General features: G+C 64.6%; 19 protein-coding genes. 17 read left to right on the plus strand and 2 right to left on the minus strand.

Annotation, left to right across the window (positions count from 1 at the left end; translation table 11 throughout):
• Window positions 1–45: 45 nt before the first annotated feature.
• On the minus strand, window positions 46–447 hold the full coding sequence (locus J2X35_RS00935) for a hypothetical protein (protein ID WP_310180388.1): 402 nt from the start codon (window positions 445–447) through the stop codon (window positions 46–48).
• A 24-nt stretch (window positions 448–471) separates the two neighbouring features.
• On the opposite strand from J2X35_RS00935, the gene J2X35_RS00940 reads away from it, so the two are divergent.
• The 13 genes from J2X35_RS00940 (at window position 472) to J2X35_RS01000 (ending at window position 15628) form a co-directional block, all read left to right on the plus strand.
• On the plus strand, window positions 472–2529 hold the full coding sequence (locus J2X35_RS00940; protein ID WP_310183674.1) for a hydantoinase/oxoprolinase family protein: 2058 nt from the start codon (window positions 472–474) through the stop codon (window positions 2527–2529).
• Between the two features lie 100 nt (window positions 2530–2629).
• On the plus strand, window positions 2630–4822 hold the full coding sequence (locus J2X35_RS00945) for a malate synthase G (protein WP_310180389.1): 2193 nt from the start codon (window positions 2630–2632) through the stop codon (window positions 4820–4822).
• A gap of 7 nt (window positions 4823–4829) precedes the next feature.
• Complete coding sequence (gene tsaB / locus J2X35_RS00950; RefSeq protein ID WP_310180391.1) at window positions 4830–5507, plus strand: tRNA (adenosine(37)-N6)-threonylcarbamoyltransferase complex dimerization subunit type 1 TsaB; 678 nt, start codon at window positions 4830–4832, stop codon at window positions 5505–5507.
• The gene (rimI, locus tag J2X35_RS00955; RefSeq protein WP_056107458.1) at window positions 5507–5995 is read left to right on the plus strand and encodes a ribosomal protein S18-alanine N-acetyltransferase; all 489 of its coding nucleotides are present in this window, start codon (window positions 5507–5509) and stop codon (window positions 5993–5995) included. Before tsaB ends, rimI begins: the two co-directional genes overlap by 1 nt.
• 13 nt (window positions 5996–6008) lie before the next feature.
• Complete coding sequence (locus tag J2X35_RS00960) at window positions 6009–6809, plus strand: 1-acyl-sn-glycerol-3-phosphate acyltransferase (protein ID WP_310180394.1); 801 nt, start codon at window positions 6009–6011, stop codon at window positions 6807–6809.
• A 48-nt stretch (window positions 6810–6857) separates the two neighbouring features.
• Window positions 6858–8279 carry a tRNA (N6-isopentenyl adenosine(37)-C2)-methylthiotransferase MiaB gene (gene miaB, locus J2X35_RS00965; RefSeq protein ID WP_405023166.1) on the plus strand — a complete coding sequence of 474 codons (1422 nt, stop codon included), beginning with the start codon at window positions 6858–6860 and terminating at the stop codon, window positions 8277–8279.
• A gap of 39 nt (window positions 8280–8318) precedes the next feature.
• Window positions 8319–9365 (plus strand): PhoH family protein, encoded by a 1047-nt coding sequence (locus J2X35_RS00970; protein ID WP_056107469.1) that lies wholly within the window; start codon window positions 8319–8321, stop codon window positions 9363–9365.
• Between the two features lie 186 nt (window positions 9366–9551).
• Complete coding sequence (ybeY, locus tag J2X35_RS00975) at window positions 9552–10037, plus strand: rRNA maturation RNase YbeY (RefSeq protein WP_310180395.1); 486 nt, start codon at window positions 9552–9554, stop codon at window positions 10035–10037.
• 27 nt (window positions 10038–10064) lie between these two features.
• A complete protein-coding gene (locus J2X35_RS00980) occupies window positions 10065–11138 on the plus strand; it encodes a hemolysin family protein (RefSeq protein ID WP_056107475.1) in 1074 nt (357 codons plus the stop codon).
• A gap of 110 nt (window positions 11139–11248) precedes the next feature.
• Window positions 11249–12841 carry an apolipoprotein N-acyltransferase gene (lnt, locus tag J2X35_RS00985; RefSeq protein ID WP_310180396.1) on the plus strand — a complete coding sequence of 531 codons (1593 nt, stop codon included), beginning with the start codon at window positions 11249–11251 and terminating at the stop codon, window positions 12839–12841.
• A 120-nt stretch (window positions 12842–12961) separates the two neighbouring features.
• Window positions 12962–13381 (plus strand): helix-turn-helix domain-containing protein, encoded by a 420-nt coding sequence (locus J2X35_RS00990; RefSeq protein ID WP_056107482.1) that lies wholly within the window; start codon window positions 12962–12964, stop codon window positions 13379–13381.
• 244 nt (window positions 13382–13625) lie between these two features.
• A complete protein-coding gene (gene metK / locus J2X35_RS00995) occupies window positions 13626–14909 on the plus strand; it encodes a methionine adenosyltransferase (protein WP_056107484.1) in 1284 nt (427 codons plus the stop codon).
• Window positions 14910–14926: 17 nt separating this feature from the next.
• Complete coding sequence (locus J2X35_RS01000) at window positions 14927–15628, plus strand: tRNA (guanosine(46)-N(7))-methyltransferase TrmB (protein ID WP_310180397.1); 702 nt, start codon at window positions 14927–14929, stop codon at window positions 15626–15628.
• Between the two features lie 68 nt (window positions 15629–15696).
• Here the strand turns inward: J2X35_RS01000 and J2X35_RS01005 are convergent, their stop codons facing one another.
• A complete protein-coding gene (locus tag J2X35_RS01005) occupies window positions 15697–15882 on the minus strand; it encodes a hypothetical protein (protein ID WP_310183766.1) in 186 nt (61 codons plus the stop codon).
• Window positions 15883–16168: 286 nt separating this feature from the next.
• Here J2X35_RS01005 and rimP point away from each other — a divergent pair, with 286 nt between their 5' ends.
• The 4 genes from rimP to infB are packed head-to-tail and all read left to right on the plus strand — an operon-like array spanning window position 16169 to window position 21684.
• Window positions 16169–16780 carry a ribosome maturation factor RimP gene (rimP, locus tag J2X35_RS01010; protein WP_310183679.1) on the plus strand — a complete coding sequence of 204 codons (612 nt, stop codon included), beginning with the start codon at window positions 16169–16171 and terminating at the stop codon, window positions 16778–16780.
• Between the two features lie 46 nt (window positions 16781–16826).
• On the plus strand, window positions 16827–18419 hold the full coding sequence (nusA, locus tag J2X35_RS01015; protein WP_056107498.1) for a transcription termination factor NusA: 1593 nt from the start codon (window positions 16827–16829) through the stop codon (window positions 18417–18419).
• Between the two features lie 29 nt (window positions 18420–18448).
• Entirely contained in the window at window positions 18449–19099 is a 651-nt protein-coding gene (locus J2X35_RS01020) for an RNA-binding protein (protein WP_310183682.1), read from the plus strand.
• Window positions 19096–21684 (plus strand): translation initiation factor IF-2, encoded by a 2589-nt coding sequence (gene infB / locus J2X35_RS01025; protein WP_310180398.1) that lies wholly within the window; start codon window positions 19096–19098, stop codon window positions 21682–21684. The genes J2X35_RS01020 and infB overlap by 4 nt, the downstream gene beginning before the upstream one ends.
• The last annotated feature ends 3 nt before the right edge of the window (window positions 21685–21687 follow it).

The raw sequence follows: 21687 nt of genomic DNA on the forward strand, positions 1-21687 counted from the left end.
AACATGGAAGCGCATGAATCCCCCGGCGAAGCGCGGGGCTTTACTTCATGACGTATCGATGGCCGGCGTCGCCGTCTTTGGCCAGCCGTCCACGCACATATGCGCCGGTTTCCACTTGGCCGACAAACGCGCCTTATGGGTGAGGCTGCGCCATTCTCCCGCCACCATCCTCGCGCTATCCCTCCCGCCATGCTCCGCCTCCTCGCGCTGATTCTGCCCGTCCTCCTCGCCGCCTGCGCCGGTCCGCGCCCTGTCCCACCGGCCGATGTCGCGCGGCAGGCCGCGCCTGATCCGGCCGAACTGCCCGATCCGCGCATCCGGCCGCTGTCGCAGGAGATGGACGAGGCGGCGGAGCGCTGAGCCTGTCGCCGCAAGTGCACGCCGGCAATCGCCGGTTTCCCTCGGCGCTGCGAATGGGCTAAAGCCGGACGAGACCTCACGGACCACTACCGCCCGCCTGCCATGACCAGCATGACCGACATCACCCAGCCCGCCCCGGCTTCAGGCCCGCCGCCCGCCGGTCCGCCTTCCGGCCCCGTCTTCCTCGGCATCGACACGGGCGGCACCTACACCGACGCGGTGCTGTGGAGCGACGGCCGGGGCGCCGTGCTCGCCAAGGCCAAGGCGCTGACCACCCGGCACGACCTCGCCATCGGCATCGCCGGCGCGGTCGACGCGGTGCTGGATGCCTCCGGCCTCGATCCGGCAGCGATCAAGCTGGTGTCGATGTCGACGACGCTCGCCACCAACGCGCTGGTCGAGGGGCAGGGCGGCCGCGCCGCGCTCGTCATGATCGGCTTTTCGCCGTCCGACCTCGCCCGCGATGGGCTGGACAGGGCGCTGGGCGGCGATCCGGTGGTGTTCTCCCCCGGCGGCCACGACGTGCACGGCAACGAGGCCGCGCTCGACCTCTCGGCGCTGGAGGCGGCGCTGCCGGAACTGGCCGGCACCGTGTCCGGCTTCGCTGTCTGCGCCTATTTTTCCACCCGCAATCCCGCGCATGAGATAGCGGCGCGCAACCTTATCCGCGACCTTGCCGGCTTGCCCGTCACCGCCAGCCACGAGCTTTCGTCGCAACTCGGCGGCCCGCGCCGGGCGCTGACCACGCTGCTCAACGCGCGGCTGATCGCCATGATCGACCGGCTGGTCGCGGCGACTGAAGGTTTCTTGGCCGCGCGCGGCATCGCAGCACCCTTGATGGTGGTGCGCGGCGACGGCGCGCTGGTCTCCGCCGCCTTTGCCCGCCAGCGGCCGATCGAGACGATCCTGTCCGGCCCCGCAGCCTCGCTGGTCGGCGCCCGCCACATGACCGGGCTGGCCGACGCCGTCGTGTCGGATATCGGCGGCACCACCACCGACGTCGCCGTGCTGGACGGCGGCCGCCCGCGCCTCGATCCGGAAGGCGCCACCGTCGGCGGCTGGCGCACCATGGTCGAGGCGGTGGCAATGCGCACCTTCGGCCTCGGCGGCGATTCGGAAGTAGCGCTGGAAGAAGGCGCGCTTGACCCGAGGCTCGTGCTCGGGCCGCGCCGGCTGGTGCCGTTGTCGCTCGCCGCGCATCTGCATGGCGCGATGGTCGCCGACGAACTGGAGCGGCAGTTGCGCGCGCCCAATCCCGGCCGCAATGATGGTCGCTTCGCCGTCCGCACCGGCGTGCCCGACCGGCTCGCGGCGGGGCTCGGCAATGGCGAGGAAAAACTTTACGCGCGCATTTCCACCACCCCGGACCCGCTTGACAGGTTGCTGACGGCCAACGCCCAGCTCGCCACGCTGAACCGCCTGGTCGCCAGGGGGCTGGTGCATGTTTCCGGCTTCACCCCGTCGGACGCGGCGCATGTCCTGGGCAGACAGTCCAACTGGGATGCGGCCGCGGCCCGGCTGGGGGCCGAGCTGTTCGCCCGGCGGCGCAATGGCCGCGGCCAGGCGGTCGCGGCATCAGCCGAGGACCTTTGCGAGCGGGTGCTGGCGGCGGTGACGCGCTGGTCGGCGGAGGCGATCCTGGAAACGGCCTTCAGCGAGGACGGGCTGGATGGCGCCGCCGCCGTGGTGCACGCGCTGGTGCAGCGCGCGGTGGGTAGACAGCCGGGTATCGCCCGCCTGTCCGTGGCGCTCGACCGGCCGGTCATCGGGCTGGGGGCATCGGCGCCGCTGCACTATGCCGGGCTCGAATCGCTGGTCGGCAACCGCTGCGTCGTGCCTGCGGATACAGATGTCGCCAACGCGCTGGGCGCGGTGGTCGGCCAGGTGCGGGTGTCGGTCACGGCGCGTGTCAGCCAGCCCAAGCAGAGATTGTTTCGCGTTGCGTCGGGCGACGTGCTGCGCGATTTCGCCGAGGAGGAGCCGGCGCTCGCCGCCGCCGAGGCGCTGGTGCGGGAGGTCGCCGCGCGCCGCGCCGCGGACGCCGGCGCCGATGCTGCCGAGATCGATGTGACGGTGGATATCCGGGCCACCACGGTGGAAGGGCAGCGCATGTTCATCGAGGCCGATGTGGTGGCGACGGCGGCGGGGCGGCCGCGCATAGCGGTTTGAATGCCGCGCGTTCCACCTTACGATCAATTGACCCCGCCCGGCCGGCATGTCAAAGCCGGCCAAAAGGGCGCTGCAGCGCGGATTTCGTGGAGAAGAGCTGATGAACGACCGGATCGCGATCGATGGCCTGCAGATTGCCAGCGCGCTGCATGACTTCGTCAACACCGAAGTCCTGCCGGGGACGGGTATGGATGCGGATGCTTTCTGGGCCGGATTTTCGGCCATCGTCCACGACCTCGCGCCGAAGAACCGCGCGCTTCTGATAAAACGCGACGGCATCCAGGAAAAGATCGACCAGTGGTACCGCGACAATGGCGCGCCGGTGGACATGGAAGTCTACAAGGCCTTCCTCAAGGAGATCGGCTACCTGGTGCCCGAAGGCCCGGCCTTTTCGGTGTCGACGACAAATGTTGATCCGGAGATCGCCGTCGTTGCCGGGCCGCAACTCGTCGTGCCGGTGATGAACGCGCGCTATGCGTTGAACGCCGCCAATGCCCGCTGGGGATCGCTCTACGACGCGCTTTACGGCACCGACGCGATTCCGGAAGCCGATGGCGCGGAAAAGGGCAGGGGCTACAACCCCAGGCGCGGCGAGAAAGTGATTGCCTGGGCCAAGGCGTTTCTCGACAAGTCCGCCCCGCTGGCGAAGGGAAGCTGGAGCGGCGTGACGGGGCTTGCCATCGAGGGCGGCGCGCTGACGCTGGCGACAGCGAACGGTTCGGCTTCACTGCAGGATGCGAAACAGTTCGCCGGCTATCGTGGCGAGGCGAAGAATCCAGACGCTGTGCTGCTCGAGAAGAACGGCCTGCATGTTGAAATCGTCATCGACCGCACCAGCGCCATCGGCAAGACCGACCCGGCCGGCATCGCCGATGTCGTGCTGGAATCGGCGCTGACCACCATCCAGGACTGCGAGGATTCGGTCGCCGCCGTCGATGCCGAGGACAAGGTTCTCGTCTATCGCAACTGGCTCGGGCTGATGAAGGGCGATCTGGCCGAGGAGATCGACAAGGGCGGCAGGACCTTTACCCGCAAGCTGAACCCCGACCGCACCTACACGGCACCCGACGGCGGCGTCGTCACGCTGCCCGGCCGTTCGCTGATGCTGGTGCGCAATGTCGGCCACCTGATGACCAATCCGGCCATTCTCGACCGCGACGGCAACGAGGTGCCGGAAGGCATCATGGATGCGGCGATCACCGCGCTGATCGCGATGCACGACATCGGCCAGGGGGGCAAATCCGGCGGCCGCCGCGCCAACAGCCGCGCCGGTTCGATGTATGTCGTCAAGCCGAAGATGCACGGTCCGGAAGAGGTCGCCTTCGCGGTCGAGTTATTCGGCCGCGTCGAAGCGCTGCTCGGCATGAAGCCCAACACGATCAAGATGGGCATCATGGACGAGGAGCGCCGCACCACGGTCAACCTCAAGGAGGCGATCCGCGCCGCGAAGGAACGGGTCGTCTTCATCAACACCGGCTTCCTCGACCGCACCGGCGACGAGATCCACACCTCGATGGAGGCGGGGCCGATGATCCGCAAGGGCGACATGAAGCAGGCTGCATGGATTGCCGCCTACGAGGCGTGGAACGTCGATGTCGGGCTGGAATGCGGCTTGGCCGGCCACGCCCAGATCGGCAAGGGCATGTGGGCGATGCCGGACCTGATGGCGGCGATGCTGGACCAGAAGATCGCCCATCCGAAGGCTGGCGCCAACACGGCCTGGGTGCCGTCGCCGACGGCCGCAACGCTGCACGCCACACACTATCACACGGTCGACGTCCATGCCGTGCAGCAGCAACTGAAGAGCCGCGCAAAGGCGAAGCTCGACGACATATTGTCGGTGCCGGTCGCGGTACGTCCGAACTGGTCGCCGGAAGATATCCAGCACGAACTCGACAACAACGCGCAGGGCATCCTCGGCTATGTGGTGCGCTGGATCGACCGGGGCGTTGGCTGTTCCAAGGTGCCGGACATCAACGATGTCGGGCTGATGGAGGATCGGGCGACGCTGCGCATCTCCTCGCAGCATATCGCCAACTGGCTGCGCCACAAGGTTTTCACCGACACGCAGGTGATGGAGACGATGAAGCGCATGGCCTCGGTCGTTGATCACCAGAACAAGGGCGATCCGCTCTACCGGCCGATGGCGCCGGACTTCGACAATTCCATCGCCTTCCAGGCCGCCTGCGACCTGATCTTCAAGGGCGCTGCCCAGCCCAACGGCTACACCGAGCCGGTGCTGCACGCGCGGCGGCTGGAGCTGAAGGCCATGGAAAGAGCGGCTAGCGCTTGACCCTTTCATGATCGTCCTTGCAATCGATTGTGCCGCAAACCTCTGCGCCGCCTGCGTCTATGACGCGGATGCCGGGAGGGAGCTTGGCCGCAAGGTGGTCGATCTCGGCAAGGGTCACGCCGAGCATTTGATGACGATCATTGCCGAGGCGCTTGGAGAGGGTGGCGTCGGCTATTCCGATCTGGACAGGATAGGCGTCGCAATCGGTCCCGGCTCGTTCACCGGATTGCGGGTCGGCGTGGCGACGGCCCGGGGCCTGGCGCTGGCGTTGAAGGTTCCGGCTGTCGGCGTCACCACGCTGGAAGCGCTCGCCGCCGAGGCGCGGCAGGGTTTTGCCGGGCGTGCCGTGCTGGCGGCGTTGGATGGCGGACGCGGCGAGATCCATGCGGCGCTCTACGATGAGCGGGCGGTCCTGCGTCACGGTCCGATGGTCATGACGCTGGATGAGGCCGTGCGTATGGCGACCGAGACCATGCCGGTTCTTGCCGGGACCGTCGCCAACAGAATTGCCGAAGCCGCGGCCCGCCGGTTTGACATCGGCCCGCTGACGCCGACCGCCGACATCGCCACCTACGCCCGCCTTGCCGCGTCGAAGGCGCCGGGCGTCAGTCCGAAGCCCGTCTATCTGCGCGAAGCCGACGCTAAGCCGCAGGCCGGCTTTATCCTGCCGAGGACGGGGGGCTGATGCGCATTCCGTTCTGGACCAAGCGGGACTATGCGCTCCAGCCGCTGACGTCGGAGGACGTGCCGGCGCTTCCTGCCATCCACGAGGAGGATTTTGTTCGCCCGTGGACGGAAAGCGAGTTCGGCGCCCTTCTGGACCAGCAAACCGTGTTCGGCTTTGCCGCGCGCGAGGTGGGAAATCCCCGCGCCGGCATGGTCGGCTTCGTATTGGCGCGGCTTGCTGCCGGCGAGGCGGAAATCCTCACCGTCGCCGTGTCGCGTTCTCGCCGCCGTCAGGGCATCGGCTGGCAGTTGATGGATGCGGTGCTGCGCGAACTGCATGCGCAGCGCGCCGAGGCGTTGTTCCTGGAGGTCGACGAGACCAATCAGCCGGCCATTGCGCTGTACCGGCGCCTGGGTTTCGGCCAGGTCGGCCACCGGCCGAACTACTACCGCTCGCCCGAGCATGGCCCGACCGGCGCGCTCGTCATGCGCCGCGACCTTCGCTAGCGGCGGCCGAAGGATGATAGAAAAAATCCGCGTCGCGCTCGGTTTCGCTTTCATTGTCCTGAGCACGTCGATCCTGGCGCCGCTCCAGCTTGTGTCGCTCAAGACAGGGCTTTGGCCGGAAACGGTGATCCTCAAACTGTGGCACCGCTCGATCCTCAGGGCGCTCGGCATCAGGGTGCGCGTTACCGGCGCGCTCTCGCCGCAGCGTCCGCTGCTGCTCGCGTCGAACCATATTTCCTGGACCGATATCAACGTGCTCGGCTCCTTTGCCGATGTAAATTTCATCGCCAAGTCGGAAATGGAAGGCTGGCCGATGCTCGGCTTCCTGTCGAGGCTGCAGCGCACTGTCTTCGTCGACCGCGAACGCAGGCGCAAATCTGGCGATCAGGCGAACGAGATCGCCGGCCGGCTTGCCGCAGGCGACGCCATGGTGCTTTTTCCGGAGGGCACCACCGGCGACGGCAACATGCTGCTGCCCTTCAAGAGTACGTTGTTCGGGGCGGCGTCCATGGCCATATCGGCGGGAGCCGCCGAGACGATCTTCATCCAGCCGATGGCGATCGTCTACACGCGCGTTCATGGCGTGCCGATGGGGCGCAGGCACAGGCCGATGGCGGCCTGGATAGGCCTCCAGGATCTCGGGCCGCACCTCAAGCTCTTGCTGACCAAGGGCGCGATGGACGCGGAAGTCCGTTTCGGCGAGCCGGTCGCCTTTTCCGCCGCCTCCAACCGCAAGGAGGTTTCGCGGCTTATGGAAAGCCGGGTCGCGGAACTGCTGCAATCCGCCCTAGCCGATCCGCTCCCGAGCAAGTGAGCAGGAATCGGCTGTTTTTCGCCGACAAAAAGGGCTAGAAGCCGCCGCATGGAATTGAACGATACCATCGCGGACACTTTCGAGGACGCCGGCGCGGTCGCCGCGCTGCCTTCGCTGCAGGGCGATTCAGGGAGCAGGAAGGTCTTCCTGAAGACCTATGGCTGCCAGATGAACGTCTACGATTCCCAGCGCATGGCCGATGCGCTGGCGTCCGACGGTTACGCCACGACGGACACGATCGAGGACGCCGACCTGGTGCTCCTCAACACTTGCCATATTCGCGAGAAGGCGGCCGAGAAGGTGTATTCCGAGCTTGGCCGCCTGCGCGACTTGAAAGCCGAGCGCGCGGAACGGGGACAGGAGATGCTGGTCGGCGTCGCCGGCTGCGTCGCCCAGGCGGAAGGGCGCGAAATCATCCGCCGCTCACCCGCCGTTGATCTGGTCATCGGCCCGCAGACCTATCACCGCTTGCCGGACGTGCTGCGCAGGGTCCGTGGCGGCGCCAAGATCGTCGAGACCGACTACGCCATCGAGGACAAGTTCGAACATTTGCCGCAGCCGACAAGGGCGGAGATCAAACGCCGCGGCGTGACGGCCTTCCTGACAGTGCAGGAGGGCTGCGACAAGTTCTGTACCTTCTGCGTCGTGCCCTATACGCGCGGCTCGGAAATCTCGCGCCCCGTCGCCCAGATCGTTACCGAGGCCGAGCGGCTGGCGGAGGCCGGCGTGCGCGAGGTGACGCTACTTGGCCAGAACGTCAACGCCTGGCATGGCCATGGACCGGACGGCAAGCCGTGGGGCCTTGGCCGGTTGCTGTTTCGCCTGGCTGAAATTCCCGGCCTGTCGCGGTTGCGCTACACCACCAGTCATCCGCGTGACATGGACGATGCGTTGATTGCGGCGCATCGCGACCTTGATTCGCTGATGCCCTATCTCCATTTACCGGTGCAGTCGGGTTCCGACCGCATCCTCAAGGCGATGAACCGCAGGCACAAGGCGAGCGATTACCTGAAACTGATCGAGCGCATTCGCGCCGCGCGCGGCGATATCGCCATGTCCGGCGATTTCATCGTCGGTTTTCCGGGCGAGACGGATGCCGATTTCGAGGCGACCATGAAGCTGGTGCGCGAGGTCGGCTACGCGGCGTCCTATTCGTTCAAATACTCACCCCGGCCGGGCACGCCGGGCGCCGAAATGGACGGCCATGTCGATGAAGCGGTGAAGGATGAAAGGTTGCAGGAACTGCAAGCGCTCCTCAACCGGCAGCAGCAGGATTTCAACGCAACCATGCACGGCGTTGTCATGGATGTGCTGATCGAGAAGCCCGGCCGTCAGGCGGGTCAGAGAATTGGTCGCTCACCCTGGCTTCAGCCGGTTATTCTTGATGAAAAGGCCGGTGAAATCGGTGACATTGTTAAAGTACGAATCACACGGGCGGGCCCTGGCAGCCTGTTCGCCGAACCGGTCTAGCCCAATATCCGGACCGAGACGGCAGATGAGGAGAGATTTTTGAGCGCTGCGGACTTGAAGAACGCACCCCCCGCTCAGTCGGGGGCCTCCGACATGGCGCACATCGTTCTCACCTTCGACAACAACAAGCTCGCCAGTGCGCTTTACGGCCAGTTCGACGAGAACCTCGCTCGCCTCGAACAGAAGCTCGGCGTCGATATCCGCTCGCGCGGCAACCAGCTCACCATCAAGGGGTCGTCCACCGCCGCCGAACAGGCGCGCCGGGTGCTCGATAATCTCTATGACATCCTGCAGAAGGGTGTCGACATCAACCAGTCGGACGTCGATGGCGCGGTGCGCATGGCGGTCGCTGCGGACGACCAGCTGACGCTGCCGACGCTGGAGCGCAAGGGCAAGATGTCGGCCGCGCAGATCGCCACGCGCAAGAAGACGATCTATGCAAGGTCGCTCAACCAGGACGCCTATATGCGCGCGCTGGAGCGCTCGGAGATGGTGTTCGGCATCGGCCCTGCCGGCACCGGCAAGACCTATCTCGCCGTGGCGCACGCTGCCATGCTGCTGGAACGCGGCATGGTCGAACGCATCATCCTGTCGCGTCCGGCGGTGGAGGCGGGCGAACGCCTCGGCTTCCTGCCCGGCGACATGAAGGAAAAGGTCGATCCGTATCTGCGGCCGCTCTACGACGCGCTCTACGACATGATGCCCGGCGACAAGGTCGAGCGGGCCATCGCGGCCGGCGTCATCGAGATCGCGCCGCTGGCCTTCATGCGCGGCCGCACGCTGGCGCATGCCGCCGTCATTCTCGACGAAGCGCAGAACACGACGCCGATGCAGATGAAGATGTTCCTCACCCGTATCGGTGAGAACTCACGCATGATCGTCACCGGCGATCCGACGCAGATCGACCTGCCGCCCAACACCAAGTCGGGACTGGTCGAGGCGCTGCGCGTCCTCGACGGCGTGCCCGGCATCGTCACGGTCCGCTTCAACGACGGCGACGTGGTCCGCCATCCGCTGGTGGCCGAGATCGTCAAGGCCTATGACCGCGACGGCAAGGTCTCGCGTGGCTTGGGCGCCGAGGGCTGAGCGACCGGCATGAACTCTGCATCGATTTGCGAGGCATGATTTTTTCATCCCCACCCCTAACCCCGCCCGAGGTGGAGGGGGACTTGGCCTGCGGCAGCTTCCCCTCACCCTTGAGGGGAGGGGGCAGGCATGGGGGTGTTCACTACAAGCAGACCCCCTCGGACCTATGTTCTCTGGAAGGGTGTCATGGCTGGTGAGCGCGCGCTCGACATCGACATAACCGTCGAAGCCGGTGCATGGCCGCCGGAAACCGAACTTGAAACCTTGGTCCACCGCGCCGTCGCCGCGGCATTTGCCGAGTTGACGCCGTCGCGAACCGGCCATTCCGAACTCAGCGTCGTTTTTTCCGACGACCGCGGCATACAGGCGCTGAATGCGGACTGGCGGGGCAAGGACAAGCCCACCAACGTCCTGTCTTTCCCGGCTTTTCCGCCCTCGGACGTCGCTGTCCTCCCGCCGATGCTGGGCGATATCGTGCTGGCGGCGGAGACCGTTGCGCGCGAGGCGGAGCTGGAAAAAAAGCCGTTGGAGAACCATATCACCCATCTGGTGATCCATGGCCTGCTGCACCTCCTGGGGCTGGACCACGAGACCGACCAGGAGGCGGAAGCGATGGAGGCGGTCGAGCGCGCCGCGCTGGCAAGGCTTGCCATTCCCGATCCCTACGCGTAACAGAAAGTCTCAACCGACCGGAAGACGATGAACGACAAACCCGAGACTGCCGCCCGACAGGATGCTGGCAGCGAATTATCCGAAAAGACCGAAGAAGCTCCCAGTCCGAGTACCATCTCCGGCAGCGTGACGTCCGAACGGCCTGCCGGACCTTCCCTGTTCGACCGTGTCCTCGGCCTTTTCCGCCAGCGCAACGGCACCAGCCTGCGCGAGGAAATCGCCGACGCCCTCGCCGAAACCGCCAGCGACGCCGAATCCTTTTCGCCCGGCGAACGCGCCATGCTCCACAACATCCTGCGGCTGCGCGAGGTGCGCGTCGAGGACGTCATGGTGCCGCGCGCCGACATTCAGGGCGTCGAGATCAACACCAGCCTCGGCGACCTGCTGAACCTGTTCGAGCAGTCTGGCCATTCGCGCATGCCGGTCTATGCCGAGACGATGGATGACCCGCGCGGCATGGTCCATATCCGCGACGTGCTTGCTCACATCACCCGGCTGGCGCGTGTCAGGAAAGGCCGCGCTTCCCGCAAGACGACGGCGGCGGCCGCGACGGCCCGGCTCGACCTGGCGCAGGTCGATCTCGTCCGCACCATCGGCGAACTCGGCCTGATCCGCCCCGTCCTGTTCGTCCCGCCCTCCATGCTGGCGTCGGATCTGATGGCGCGGATGCAGACCGCCCGCACGCAGATGGCGCTGGTCATCGACGAGTATGGGGGCACGGACGGGCTGGTTTCGCTCGAGGACATCGTCGAGATGGTCGTCGGCGATATCGAGGACGAGCACGACGAAGACGAAGCCATGATCACCCAGACGGGCGACGGGGTTTTCCTCGTCGATGGCAAGGCCGAGATCGACGACGTCGCCAAAATGATCGGCGAAGGTTTCAGAGCCGGCGAGCATGGCGAATCCGTCGATACGATCGGCGGCATGATCTTCAACACGCTCGGTCGCGTGCCGGTGCGGGGCGAGGTTGTCCAGGCAATTCCCGGCTTCGAGTTCCATGTGCTCGACGCCGACCCCCGGCGTGTCAAGCGCGTGCGGATCGTCGAGACGACCAAGAGCGACAGGCGCAGGCGCGCCGCCCGTACCGAGCAGGCTTGATACCTGCAAATCGGCCACCATCGGATCGTGCAAATTGCGCGTGCCGCGTTGGAGCTAAAGCCCCATCCTGATAAAAAGCTCAGGCGTGATTCGCGCGCCGTGAGAGCCTGATGGAGCGCCTGGCCGGCCGGATAATTCTGTTATGTGGTTGGCGGCGCTCTCTGGCAGCCTTCCTGGCTGGCGCGCTCACTGTCCTGGCGCAGGCGCCCTATGATTTCTTCGCCGTCTGCTTCGTCTCCTTTCCGGTACTCGTCTGGCTGTTGGACGGCGCCATCGCTGAAGGCCGGAGCGGATTTTTCGGCCGATTGAGACCCGCTTTTTCGGTCGGCTGGTGGTTCGGCTTCGGCTATTTCCTGGCCGGACTCTGGTGGATCGGCGGCGCATTGCTCGTCGAGGCCGATAGTTTCGCCTGGGCGCTGCCGTTCGCGGTCCTCGGCATCCCGCTTGCGCTGGCGTTCTTCTACGCGTTCGCGGCTGCCTTCGCCCGTCTCTTCTGGAGTGGCGACATAGGCCGCATCGCGGCCCTTGCCGTCGCCTTCGGGCTGGCCGAATGGCTGCGCGGCTTCCTGTTCACCGGGTTCCCTTGGAACGCTGTCGGCTATGCCGCGATGCCGGTGCCGCTGATGATGCAGAGCGTTTCGGTTGTCGGCATGAACGGCATGAATGTGCTGGCGGTGTTCGTCTTTGCCTTGCCGGCCCTTTTTGCCGGCAGGCGTCGCAGACTCACGGGCGTCCTGCTGTTCGTCGTCCTGGCGGCCGTTGATCTCGGGTTCGGTTATTGGCGGCTTACGAAGCCCGAAAGCCCGCCCGCCAGCGGCCTCGCGGTCCGTATTGTCCAGCCCTCGGTCGATCTCAGCGAGAAATGGGATGCGACGGTGCGCGACCGCATCTTCGCAACGATGATGGGGATGTCGTCGCAGACACCCGGCGCGGGCCATGAAAAGCCGCAGCTTATTCTTTGGCCGGAGACATCCGTGCCCTTTCTTTTCACCGAACGCCCGGATGCGCTGACCGCGCTTGGCGATATGCTGCAACCCGGGCAAACGCTGCTCGCCGGCGTCGTGCGGGAGGAGGGCGGCTCGACGCCGGGCGGCGTCGACCGTTATTACAACTCCGTCGTCGCCATCGACGACAAGGGCGAGATCGTGGATGCGGTGGACAAGACCCATCTCGTGCCCTTTGGCGAATACCTCCCTTTCGCTGGTTTGATGAGCCGCATCGGCCTGCAGCAGCTGGTCGCAGGTCCGATGAATTTCGCGGCCGGAAACGAGCGCCATCCCATCGCGCTTCCCGGTGGCGTAAAGGCCGTTCCCTTCATCTGCTACGAGGTTATTTTTCCGGACCTGGTATCAGTTGACGTTACGTCAAGCCAGCTTATTGTGAACGTCACCAATGACGCGTGGTTTGGGGATACTCCGGGGCCATACCAGCACTTCAGACAGGCGCAGGTCCGCGCGGTGGAGAACGGGCTGCCTTTGGTGAGGGCAGCCAACAACGGCATCTCCGCGGTCGTCGATTCGCGCGGAAGGATCATCGAAGCGTTGGCGATCGACGCGAAGGATATGATGGATGTGCGGATACCGATTTCGCAGCAGGATGCCATCTCCGCTCCCCAGCGGCGCATTAATGGATTTCTGACCATGTTGCTGTTTGCGGTGGTCTCTCTCGTTTCGAATGTAAGGCGCCGGCTACGGCCGAATTGACAGCTAATATATTAGCTGATTGTTATCTTCGCCGAGTCGGCGGCCTGCCTTTGTGCATTGCGTCAACCGGCTTGTTGGGGCGTCTAGAAACAAAAGCCGGAAAAATTCGGCGAGGAAAAAATGACAGAAGATAATAAGAAAAAGCCGAATCCTATCGACGTGCATGTCGGTAGCCGCATCCGGCTTCGCCGGAACATGCTCGGAATGAGCCAGGAAAAGCTGGGCGAGAAACTTGGAATTACCTTTCAGCAGATTCAGAAATATGAGAAAGGCACCAACAGGGTCGGGGCCAGCCGCCTTCAGGCGATCGCGTCCATCCTGGGTGTGCCGGTAGCATTCTTTTTCGAAGACGCACCCGGCCAGGAGGCTTCTGGACCCCGGGGCTTGTCCGAAGACAGTTCGACGGCTTTTGCCGTGGAGTTCTGTTCGACCACCGAAGGTCTGCAACTCAACAGGGCTTTCGTGAAAATCAGCGATCCCAAGGTACGGCGCAGAATTGTCGACCTGGTCAAGACTCTTTCCGAAGAAGAGGGCGACTGAAACCGCACTCGCTTCTGCACAGAGTATCCCTGTGATTCCACGGGCCCGGTAGGAAGATTTTATCCTCGGGATGTATTTATTTCGGCCAGGGACTCTGAGGGGCCGTCCATCGGGTATTTCATTTCAACGCGACATCGTCATTTGACACCACATGCTCCGCAACCGGCTTGACGAGGCGGTTGCGGCAAAGCTAACACGTGGCGCGCAAATTCGGCATATTGCCTATCTTCCAGAGGGGACACCCGTGACGCGTCAAAATTACTTCTTCACTTCGGAATCCGTCGCCGAAGGTCACCCCGACAAGGTCTGTGACCGCATTTCGGATGAAATCGTCGATCTCGTCTACCGCGAGGCCAAGAAATCCGGGATGAATTCGTGGGATGTGCGCGTTGCTTGCGAAACGCTGGCTACGACCAATCGCGTTGTCATCGCCGGTGAGGTCCGGGTTCCGGCGTCGCTGCTGAAGAAGAACAAGGACGGCTCGATCAAGACCGACGCCGCTGATTTTCCGCTGATCAATCCGGCCAAGTTCAAATCGGTCGCCCGCAAGGCGATCAAGGCCATCGGGTACGAGCAGAGCGGCTTCCACTGGAAGACGGCGAAGATCGACGTGCTCCTGCACGGTCAGTCAGCCGACATCGCCCAGGGCGTTGACAGCGCGGCCGACAGGCAGGGCGAAGAGGGCGCCGGCGATCAGGGCATCATGTTCGGCTACGCCTGCAACGAGACGCCCGATCTGATGCCGGCGCCGATTTATTATTCGCACAAGATACTCGAACTGCTGGCGGCTGCCCGCCATGCGGGCAAAGGCGAGGCCGGCAAGCTCGGTCCTGACGCCAAGAGCCAGGTCACGGTGCGGTATGTGGACGGCAAGGCCGCCGAAGCGACGCAGATCGTGCTTTCGACCCAGCACATGGACGAAAGCTGGGACTCCAAGAAAGTTCGCAAGGTCGTCGAGCCTTACATTCGCGAAGCGCTTGGCGACCTGAAAATCGCCGACGACTGCAACTGGTACATCAATCCGACTGGCAAATTCGTCATCGGCGGTCCAGACGGCGACGCCGGCCTGACCGGCCGCAAGATCATCGTCGACACCTATGGTGGCGCGGCCCCCCACGGCGGCGGCGCTTTCTCCGGCAAGGATACGACCAAGGTGGATCGCTCCGCAGCCTATGCCGCGCGCTACCTCGCCAAGAACGTCGTCGCCGCCAAGCTTGCCGACCGCTGCACCATCCAGCTTTCCTACGCGATCGGCGTCGCTCAGCCCCTGTCGGTCTATGTCGACCTGCATGGTACCGGCAAAATCTCCGAAGCGGTGTTGGAGAAGGCGTTGCGCGCGGTGATGGATCTGTCGCCGTCGGGCATTCGCCGTCATCTCGACCTGAACAAGCCGATTTACGCCAAGACCTCCTCCTACGGCCATTTCGGACGCAAGGCCGGCCGCGACGGGTCCTTCTCCTGGGAGAAGACCGATCTGGTCAAGCTGATCAAGGATGCCGTTTCGCGCGAAGAGGCGCTTGCCGCCTGATCGGCGGCGCTCTGTCCATGAGTGACGGCGAGCGGCCGAAACGGTTGAGCGAGGCGTTTTTCGGCCGCCGCCACGGCAAGACCATCCGTTCCAGCCAGGCTGCCGCGCTGGAAAGCGGACTGGCTCGCTACCGCCTCGATCTGAACGCCGAGGCGCCTTCCGATCTTCGCACCCTGTTCGCTGCGGATGTTTCAGCCGTGCGGCTCGAAATCGGTTTCGGCGGCGGCGAACATCTTCGTCACGAGGCTGCCCGTCATGCCGGCACCGGCTTCATCGGCGTCGAGCCTTTCGTCAACGGCATGGCCAAGATGATGGCTGCGGTCCAGCCGACGCCGCTTGCGAATTTGAGGGTGTATGACGACGACGCGGCGCGGCTGCTGGACTGGCTGCCATCAGCTTCGCTGGACGGCATCGACCTGCTTTATCCCGATCCGTGGCCGAAGAAGAAGCACTGGAAACGGCGGTTCGTCGGCAAGGCCAATCTCGACCGATTCGCGCGCGTGCTGAAGCCCGGCGGCGTTTTCCGCTTCGCGTCCGATATCGATACCTATGTGAACTGGACCCTGCTGCATTGCCGCGCGCATGGCGCTCTCGAATGGCAGGCAAGAGGAGCGCGGGACTGGCACATGCCTTATGAAGGCTGGCCGGGCACGCGCTACGAGGCCAAGGCCATCCGCGAGGGCAGGCCGCCAGCCTATCTCACTTTCGTCCGAAAGTGAGACCGTCGGGGACGGGCGCCTTGCCGCCGGCCGGGCGGCTGGCGGCAAATCACGCCCAGGCCGTTGGACTAGAAGCGGCGGATGTTGTTGAACGCCACCGGCTCGATGCCGAGATTGGTAAGGTCGCGGGCATTCGGCTTGCGGCCGGACTCTACCGCGCGGGCAACCGCCACGGCGCTACCGAAGGTGGTCAGCATTCTGGAGATCGGGTTGCGCTTGGTCATGATCAGGCCTTTCTTGATGGTGCGATGCAATTTGAATTGCTGCGTTGCAACAAAGATAGGTGATCGATCTCGATTGTGGCAGGTGGCTTTGCGCATGAGCCCTGTGCGCTGGACGCAGGGCTTGTCGCGCGGCCGGCTGTCCAGGTGACGGACGCAGGCTTGACACCCCGTCTTGAAACATATGACCGGATCGTCTATATCGGGTTCAAATTCTTGGTCGGTATGACGAAGAGTGGGTCCACCCGGTCCCGCTCTTTTTTGTTACCTGCCGCCCGCAAGACCATCGGGAGATGAAACCATAGTGACGGCAGACGAGATGATGGGCGACGACCGCATCGTCCGCGAGAGCGGCATCGATGCGCGCATCGCGCAGATCGTTCAGCCGGTGCTGCGCGGCATCGGCTTCCGGCTGGTCCGGGTGAGGCTGTCGGGCCAGAACGGCCTGACCCTGCAGATCATGGCCGAACGCGAAGACGGCACCATGGATGTCGAAGGCTGCGAGGAAGTCAGCCGCGCCGTTTCGCCGGCGCTCGATGTCGACGACCCGATCGAGAAGGCCTATCATCTGGAAGTTTCGTCGCCTGGCATAGACCGGCCGCTGGTGCGCAAGTCCGATTTCGCCGGCTGGATCGGCCACCAGATCAAGATGGAAACCGCGATCCTGGTGGCGGAGCGCAAGCGCTTCAAGGGCAAGATCGCCGAGGCTGACGAAGACGGCGTCCTGATCGAGCGCGAGGCCGCCTATGGCGAGGAGCCGACGGTGCGCGTGCCGTATGAGACGATTGCCGAGGCCCGTCTGATCCTGACCGACGACCTGGTGCGGGATGCGCTGTCGAAGGACAACCGCGCCCGCAAGGAAGCAAAGAGACACCGTGGCGAGCCGGACGAAGAGTCCGCCGCCTCGGACGAAACCGAAAACGACAATTGATTGAACGGCTGCCGGGAGGCCGGCGGTTTGGTTCTGGGAGACGAAAATGGTTGTAAGCGCCAACAGGCTCGAATTGCTGCAGATCGCCGACGCGGTCGCACGCGAGAAGTCGATCGACAAGTCGATCGTCATCGCCGCCATGGCTGATGCGATCCAGAAGGCGGCGCGCTCGCGCTATGGCCAGGAGACCAACATCCGCGCCGACATCAACCCGAACACCGGCGAGATGAAGCTTCAGCGGCTGATGGAAGTGGTCGAGAGCGTCGAAGACTACGCCACGCAGATCGCGCTGTCGTCGGCACGCGAGCGCAACCCGGACGCGCAGGTCGGCGACTTCATCGCCGAGCAGCTGCCGCCGATGGATTTCGGCCGCATCGCGGCGCAGTCGGCCAAGCAGGTCATCGTCCAGAAGGTGCGCGAAGCCGAGCGCGACCGCCAGTATGACGAATACAAGGACCGCATCGGCGAGATCGTCAACGGCACGGTAAAGCGCGTCGAATATGGCAACGTCATCGTCGATCTCGGCCGCGGCGAGGCCATCATCCGCCGCGACGAGCTGATCCCGCGCGAGAACTACAAGTATGGCGACCGCGTGCGCGCCTATGTCTACGACGTGCGGCGCGAACAGCGCGGCCCGCAGATATTCCTGTCGCGCACGCATCCGCAGTTCATGGCCAAGCTGTTCACCATGGAAGTGCCGGAAATCTACGACGGTATCATCGAGATCAAGTCGGTGGCCCGCGACCCCGGTTCGCGCGCCAAGATCGCCGTCATCTCGCGTGACTCGTCCATCGATCCGGTCGGCGCCTGCGTCGGTATGCGTGGTTCGCGCGTCCAGGCCGTTGTCGGCGAGTTGCAGGGCGAGAAGATCGACATCATCCCGTGGTCGCCCTCGGCCGCATCCTTCATCGTCAATGCGTTGCAGCCGGCCGAAGTCGCCAAGGTGGTGCTCGACGAGGATGCCGAGCGCATCGAAGTCGTGGTGCCGGACGACCAGCTTTCGTTGGCCATCGGCCGCCGCGGCCAGAACGTGCGCCTTGCCTCGCAGCTGACCGGCTGGGACATCGACATCCTGACAGAAGAAGAAGAGTCGCAGCGCCGCCAGAAGGAATTCACCGAACGGTCGAACCTGTTCATGGAAGCGCTCGACGTCGACGAGATGGTCGGCCAGGTGCTGGCTTCGGAAGGCTTCACCTCGGTCGAGGAAGTGGCTTATGTGGATTCCGACGAGATTTCGTCGATCGACGGCTTCGACGAGGACACGGCTTCCGAAATCCAGACGCGAGCCCGCGAATATCTGGAGAAGATCGAAGCGGAACACGATACCAAGCGTCAGAGCCTGGGTGTTCAGGACGAGCTGCGTGAGATTCCCGGCATCACCACCGCCATGATGGTCACCCTGGGCGAGGACGGCGTGAAGACAATCGAGGATTTCGCCGGCTATGCCGCCGACGATCTCACCGGCTGGAAGGAACGCAAGGACGGCGAGACCAAGGTATTCCCCGGCGTGCTCGCCGACCATGGCGTATCGAAGGCCGACGCCGAGCAGATGGTTCTGGCGGCGCGCCTCAAGGCCGGCTGGATCACCGAGGAAGAAGCCAAGGCCGAAACGGCCGAAGCCGAATCCGTCGGCGCGTGAGATGAGGCCCGGAGCGACACTTGGACGAGATGAACGATCGCACTTGCATCGTCACGAGGCAAAACGCCGAAACGGATGAGCTGATCCGTTTCGTCGTCGGCCCCGACTCGTCCGTCGTTCCCGACATCAAGCGAACTCTTCCCGGCCGTGGTTGCTGGGTGACTGCCGACCGCCTGCATATCGACAAGGCGGCGGCGAAGGGCCATTTCGCCCGCGCCTTCAAGAAGCAGGTAACGGTTTCTCCTGAGCTGGGCGCCATGGTCGATGCCTTGCTGGCGAGATCGGTGCTCGGCGCACTCGGTCTGGCGCGCAAGGCGGGTGCGATTGCGCTCGGCGCGGCCAAGGTGGACGGAGCCGTGCGGTCCGGCAAGGCGCTGCTCGTCATTCATGCCATCGAGGCATCGGAGGACGGAGTCCGCAAGATCAGCCAGGCGCGGCGCGCGACAGTGCATCTCGGCGGCCCTGCAATACCTGCCTACAAACTTTTCTCCGAGGCCGAATTGAGTTTGGCATTGGGGGGCACAAATGTGATACATGCTGCCGTTCTCGCGGAAGACGCGGGCAAGGCGGTCCTGAAGCGCATGGTTGCGCTCGACCGATACCGGGGCGGTTCCCCGGATGATCTGGCAATGCTTGCGGCTGTTGCTGACGAAGATGATGCCGCAGAGGATATGGAATGAGCGATACGAAATCGGGCGATGACAAGACTTTGAGCGTTACGCCCAAGAAGACCTTGACCTTGAAGCGCCCGGGCCTCGAGCAGAGCACGGTGCGGCAGAATTTTTCGCATGGGCGCACGAAATCCGTCGTGGTCGAGACCAAGCGCAAGTTCGTCAAGCCTGGCGAGAAGCCGGAGGCCGCCGCCTCGGTCTTCACGCCGAAGCAGCCGGCCGTGACGGTTGCGCCGCCCGCGCCGGCGCCCGTTGCCGCGCCTGTCGTGCAGGAACAGCGTCCGCCGGTCGCGCCGCCCGCTGAACGCAGTGGCATGGTGCTGAACGAGCTTTCACGCGGCGAGATGGAAGCACGCCGCCGCGCGCTGGAAGGCTCGCAGGCCCGCGAAATCGAAGATCGCCAGCGCGCCCTTGAGGACGCCAAGCGCCGTGGTGACGAAGAAGAGCGCCGCCGTCGCGAACGCGAGGATTCCGCGCGCCGTCAGGCCGAGGAGGAAGCCCGCATTCAGGCCGAGGCCGAGTCGCGCCGCCGCGCCGAGGAGGAAGCCCGCCGCCGTGCGCCGCAGACCGCCGAAGCCGTCGCCGCCGAGGACGAGGAAGAAGGCAAGTCGCGCAACCGTGGCGCCGGAACGCCCGTGCGCCGTCTCGCCACGGCCGAGGTGCCAAAGCCCACCAAGCCGACCAAGGGCGAGGAAGATCGCCGCCGTGGCAAGTTGACCCTCAACAGCGCGCTGTCGTCGGAAGATGGCGATGCCCGGGCGCGTTCGCTGTCGGCAATGCGCCGGCGCCAGGAAAAGTTCAAGCGCGCGATGCACAATGAGCCGCGCGAGAAAGTCATGCGCGAAGTGACATTGCCGGAAACCATCACTATCCAGGAACTGGCGCAGCGCATGTCCGAGCGCGCCGTCGATGTGGTCAAGTTCTTCATGAAGCAGGGCCAGATCATGAAGCCGGGCGACGTCATCGACGCCGATACGGCTGAACTGGTGGCGACCGAATTCGGCCACACGGTCAAGCGCGTCGCCGAGTCCGACATCGAGGAAGGCCTGTTCAACATCGCCGATAGCGCGGAAGATCTCGTCTCGCGTCCGCCGGTGGTGACGATCATGGGTCACGTCGATCATGGCAAGACCTCGCTGCTCGACGCCATCCGCAACGCCAAGGTGGTTTCGGGCGAAGCCGGCGGCATCACCCAGCACATCGGCGCCTATCAGGTCGAGAAGAACGGCCAGAAGATCACCTTCATCGACACGCCGGGCCATGCCGCCTTCACGGCCATGCGTGCCCGTGGTGCGCAGGCGACCGATATCGCCATCCTGGTCGTCGCCGCCGACGACAGCGTGATGCCGCAGACGGTCGAATCCATCAACCACGCCAAGGCGGCCGGCGTGCCGATCATCGTGGCGATCAACAAGATCGACAAGCACGAGGCCGACCCGCAGAAGGTCCGCACCCAGCTCCTCCAGCACGAGGTGTTCGTGGAATCCATGGGCGGCGAAGTGCTCGATGTCGAAGTCTCCGCCAAGACCGGTACCGGCCTCGACAAGCTGCTCGAGACCATCCTGCTGCAGGCGGAAGTTCTCGACCTCAAGGCCAATCCGGATCGGACCGCCGAAGGCGTCGTCATCGAGGCGCGTCTCGACAAGGGCCGCGGCCCGGTCGCCACGGTTCTGGTGCAGACCGGCACGCTGATGCCGGGCGAAATCCTCGTCGCCGGCAACGAATGGGGCCGCGTCCGCGCTCTGGTCAACGACCGTGGCGCACAGGTGAAGGAAGCGCCGCCGGCCATGCCGGTCGAGGTGCTCGGCCTGCAGGGGACGCCGCAGGCCGGCGACCGTTTCGCTGTCGTCAACAACGAAGCCCGCGCCCGCGAGATCACCGAATATCGTCAGCGTCTGGCCCGCGACAAGGCGGTGGCCAAGCATGTCGGCCAGCGCGGCTCGCTCGAGCAGATGATGTCGCAGTTGCAGACCAGCGGCCTCAAGGAGTTCCCGCTGATCATCAAGGGCGACGTGCAGGGTTCGATCGAAGCCATCGAAGCGGCGCTGGAAAAGCTCGGCACCGACGAGGTGCGGGCGCGCATCGTCCATTCGGGCGCCGGCGCCATCACCGAGAGCGATGTGACGCTGGCAGAAACGTCCGGCGCCGCCATCATCGGCTTCAACGTTCGTGCCAATTCACAGGCACGGACCGCCGCCGAACAGTCAGGCATCGAAATCCGCTACTACAACATCATCTACAACCTGGTGGATGACGTGAAGGCGGCGATGTCGGGCCTGCTATCGCCGGAGCGGCGCGAAACCTTCATCGGCAATGCCGAAATCCTCGAAGTGTTCAACATCACCAAGACCGGCAAGGTCGCCGGTTGCCGTGTCACCGAGGGCAAGGTCGAGCGTGGCGCCGGCGTTCGCCTGATCCGCGACAACGTCGTCATCCACGAAGGCACGCTGAAGACGCTGAAGCGCTTCAAGGATGAGGTTCCGGAAGTCCCGGTCGGCCAGGAATGCGGCATGGCCTTCCAGAATTACGAAGCCATCCAGGCCGGCGACATCATCGAGTGCTTCCGCGTCGAGATGGTGACGCGGACGCTGTAACAG

It is taken from the genome of Mesorhizobium sp. BE184 (assembly GCF_031457045.1).
Taxonomy (GTDB): Bacteria; Pseudomonadota; Alphaproteobacteria; order Rhizobiales; family Rhizobiaceae; genus Mesorhizobium.

Bases quoted from the DNA above. Each gene is read 5' to 3' on its own strand.
- J2X35_RS00960 (WP_310180394.1), top strand. From the start codon at position 6,009: ATGATAGAAAAAATCCGCGTCGCGCTCGGTTTCGCTTTCATTGTCCTG.
- J2X35_RS00940 (WP_310183674.1), top strand. From the start codon at position 472: ATGACCGACATCACCCAGCCCGCCCCGGCTTCAGGCCCGCCGCCCGCC.
- lnt (WP_310180396.1), top strand. From the start codon at position 11,249: ATGGAGCGCCTGGCCGGCCGGATAATTCTGTTATGTGGTTGGCGGCGC.
- J2X35_RS00945 (WP_310180389.1), top strand. From the start codon at position 2,630: ATGAACGACCGGATCGCGATCGATGGCCTGCAGATTGCCAGCGCGCTG.
- J2X35_RS01000 (WP_310180397.1), top strand. From the start codon at position 14,927: ATGAGTGACGGCGAGCGGCCGAAACGGTTGAGCGAGGCGTTTTTCGGC.
- J2X35_RS01020 (WP_310183682.1), top strand. From the start codon at position 18,449: ATGAACGATCGCACTTGCATCGTCACGAGGCAAAACGCCGAAACGGAT.
- ybeY (WP_310180395.1), top strand. From the start codon at position 9,552: ATGGCTGGTGAGCGCGCGCTCGACATCGACATAACCGTCGAAGCCGGT.
- tsaB (WP_310180391.1), top strand. From the start codon at position 4,830: ATGATCGTCCTTGCAATCGATTGTGCCGCAAACCTCTGCGCCGCCTGC.
- J2X35_RS00980 (WP_056107475.1), top strand. From the start codon at position 10,065: ATGAACGACAAACCCGAGACTGCCGCCCGACAGGATGCTGGCAGCGAA.
- rimP (WP_310183679.1), top strand. From the start codon at position 16,169: ATGATGGGCGACGACCGCATCGTCCGCGAGAGCGGCATCGATGCGCGC.
- rimI (WP_056107458.1), top strand. From the start codon at position 5,507: ATGCGCATTCCGTTCTGGACCAAGCGGGACTATGCGCTCCAGCCGCTG.
- miaB (WP_405023166.1), top strand. From the start codon at position 6,858: ATGGAATTGAACGATACCATCGCGGACACTTTCGAGGACGCCGGCGCG.
- J2X35_RS00990 (WP_056107482.1), top strand. From the start codon at position 12,962: ATGACAGAAGATAATAAGAAAAAGCCGAATCCTATCGACGTGCATGTC.
- infB (WP_310180398.1), top strand. From the start codon at position 19,096: ATGAGCGATACGAAATCGGGCGATGACAAGACTTTGAGCGTTACGCCC.
- nusA (WP_056107498.1), top strand. From the start codon at position 16,827: ATGGTTGTAAGCGCCAACAGGCTCGAATTGCTGCAGATCGCCGACGCG.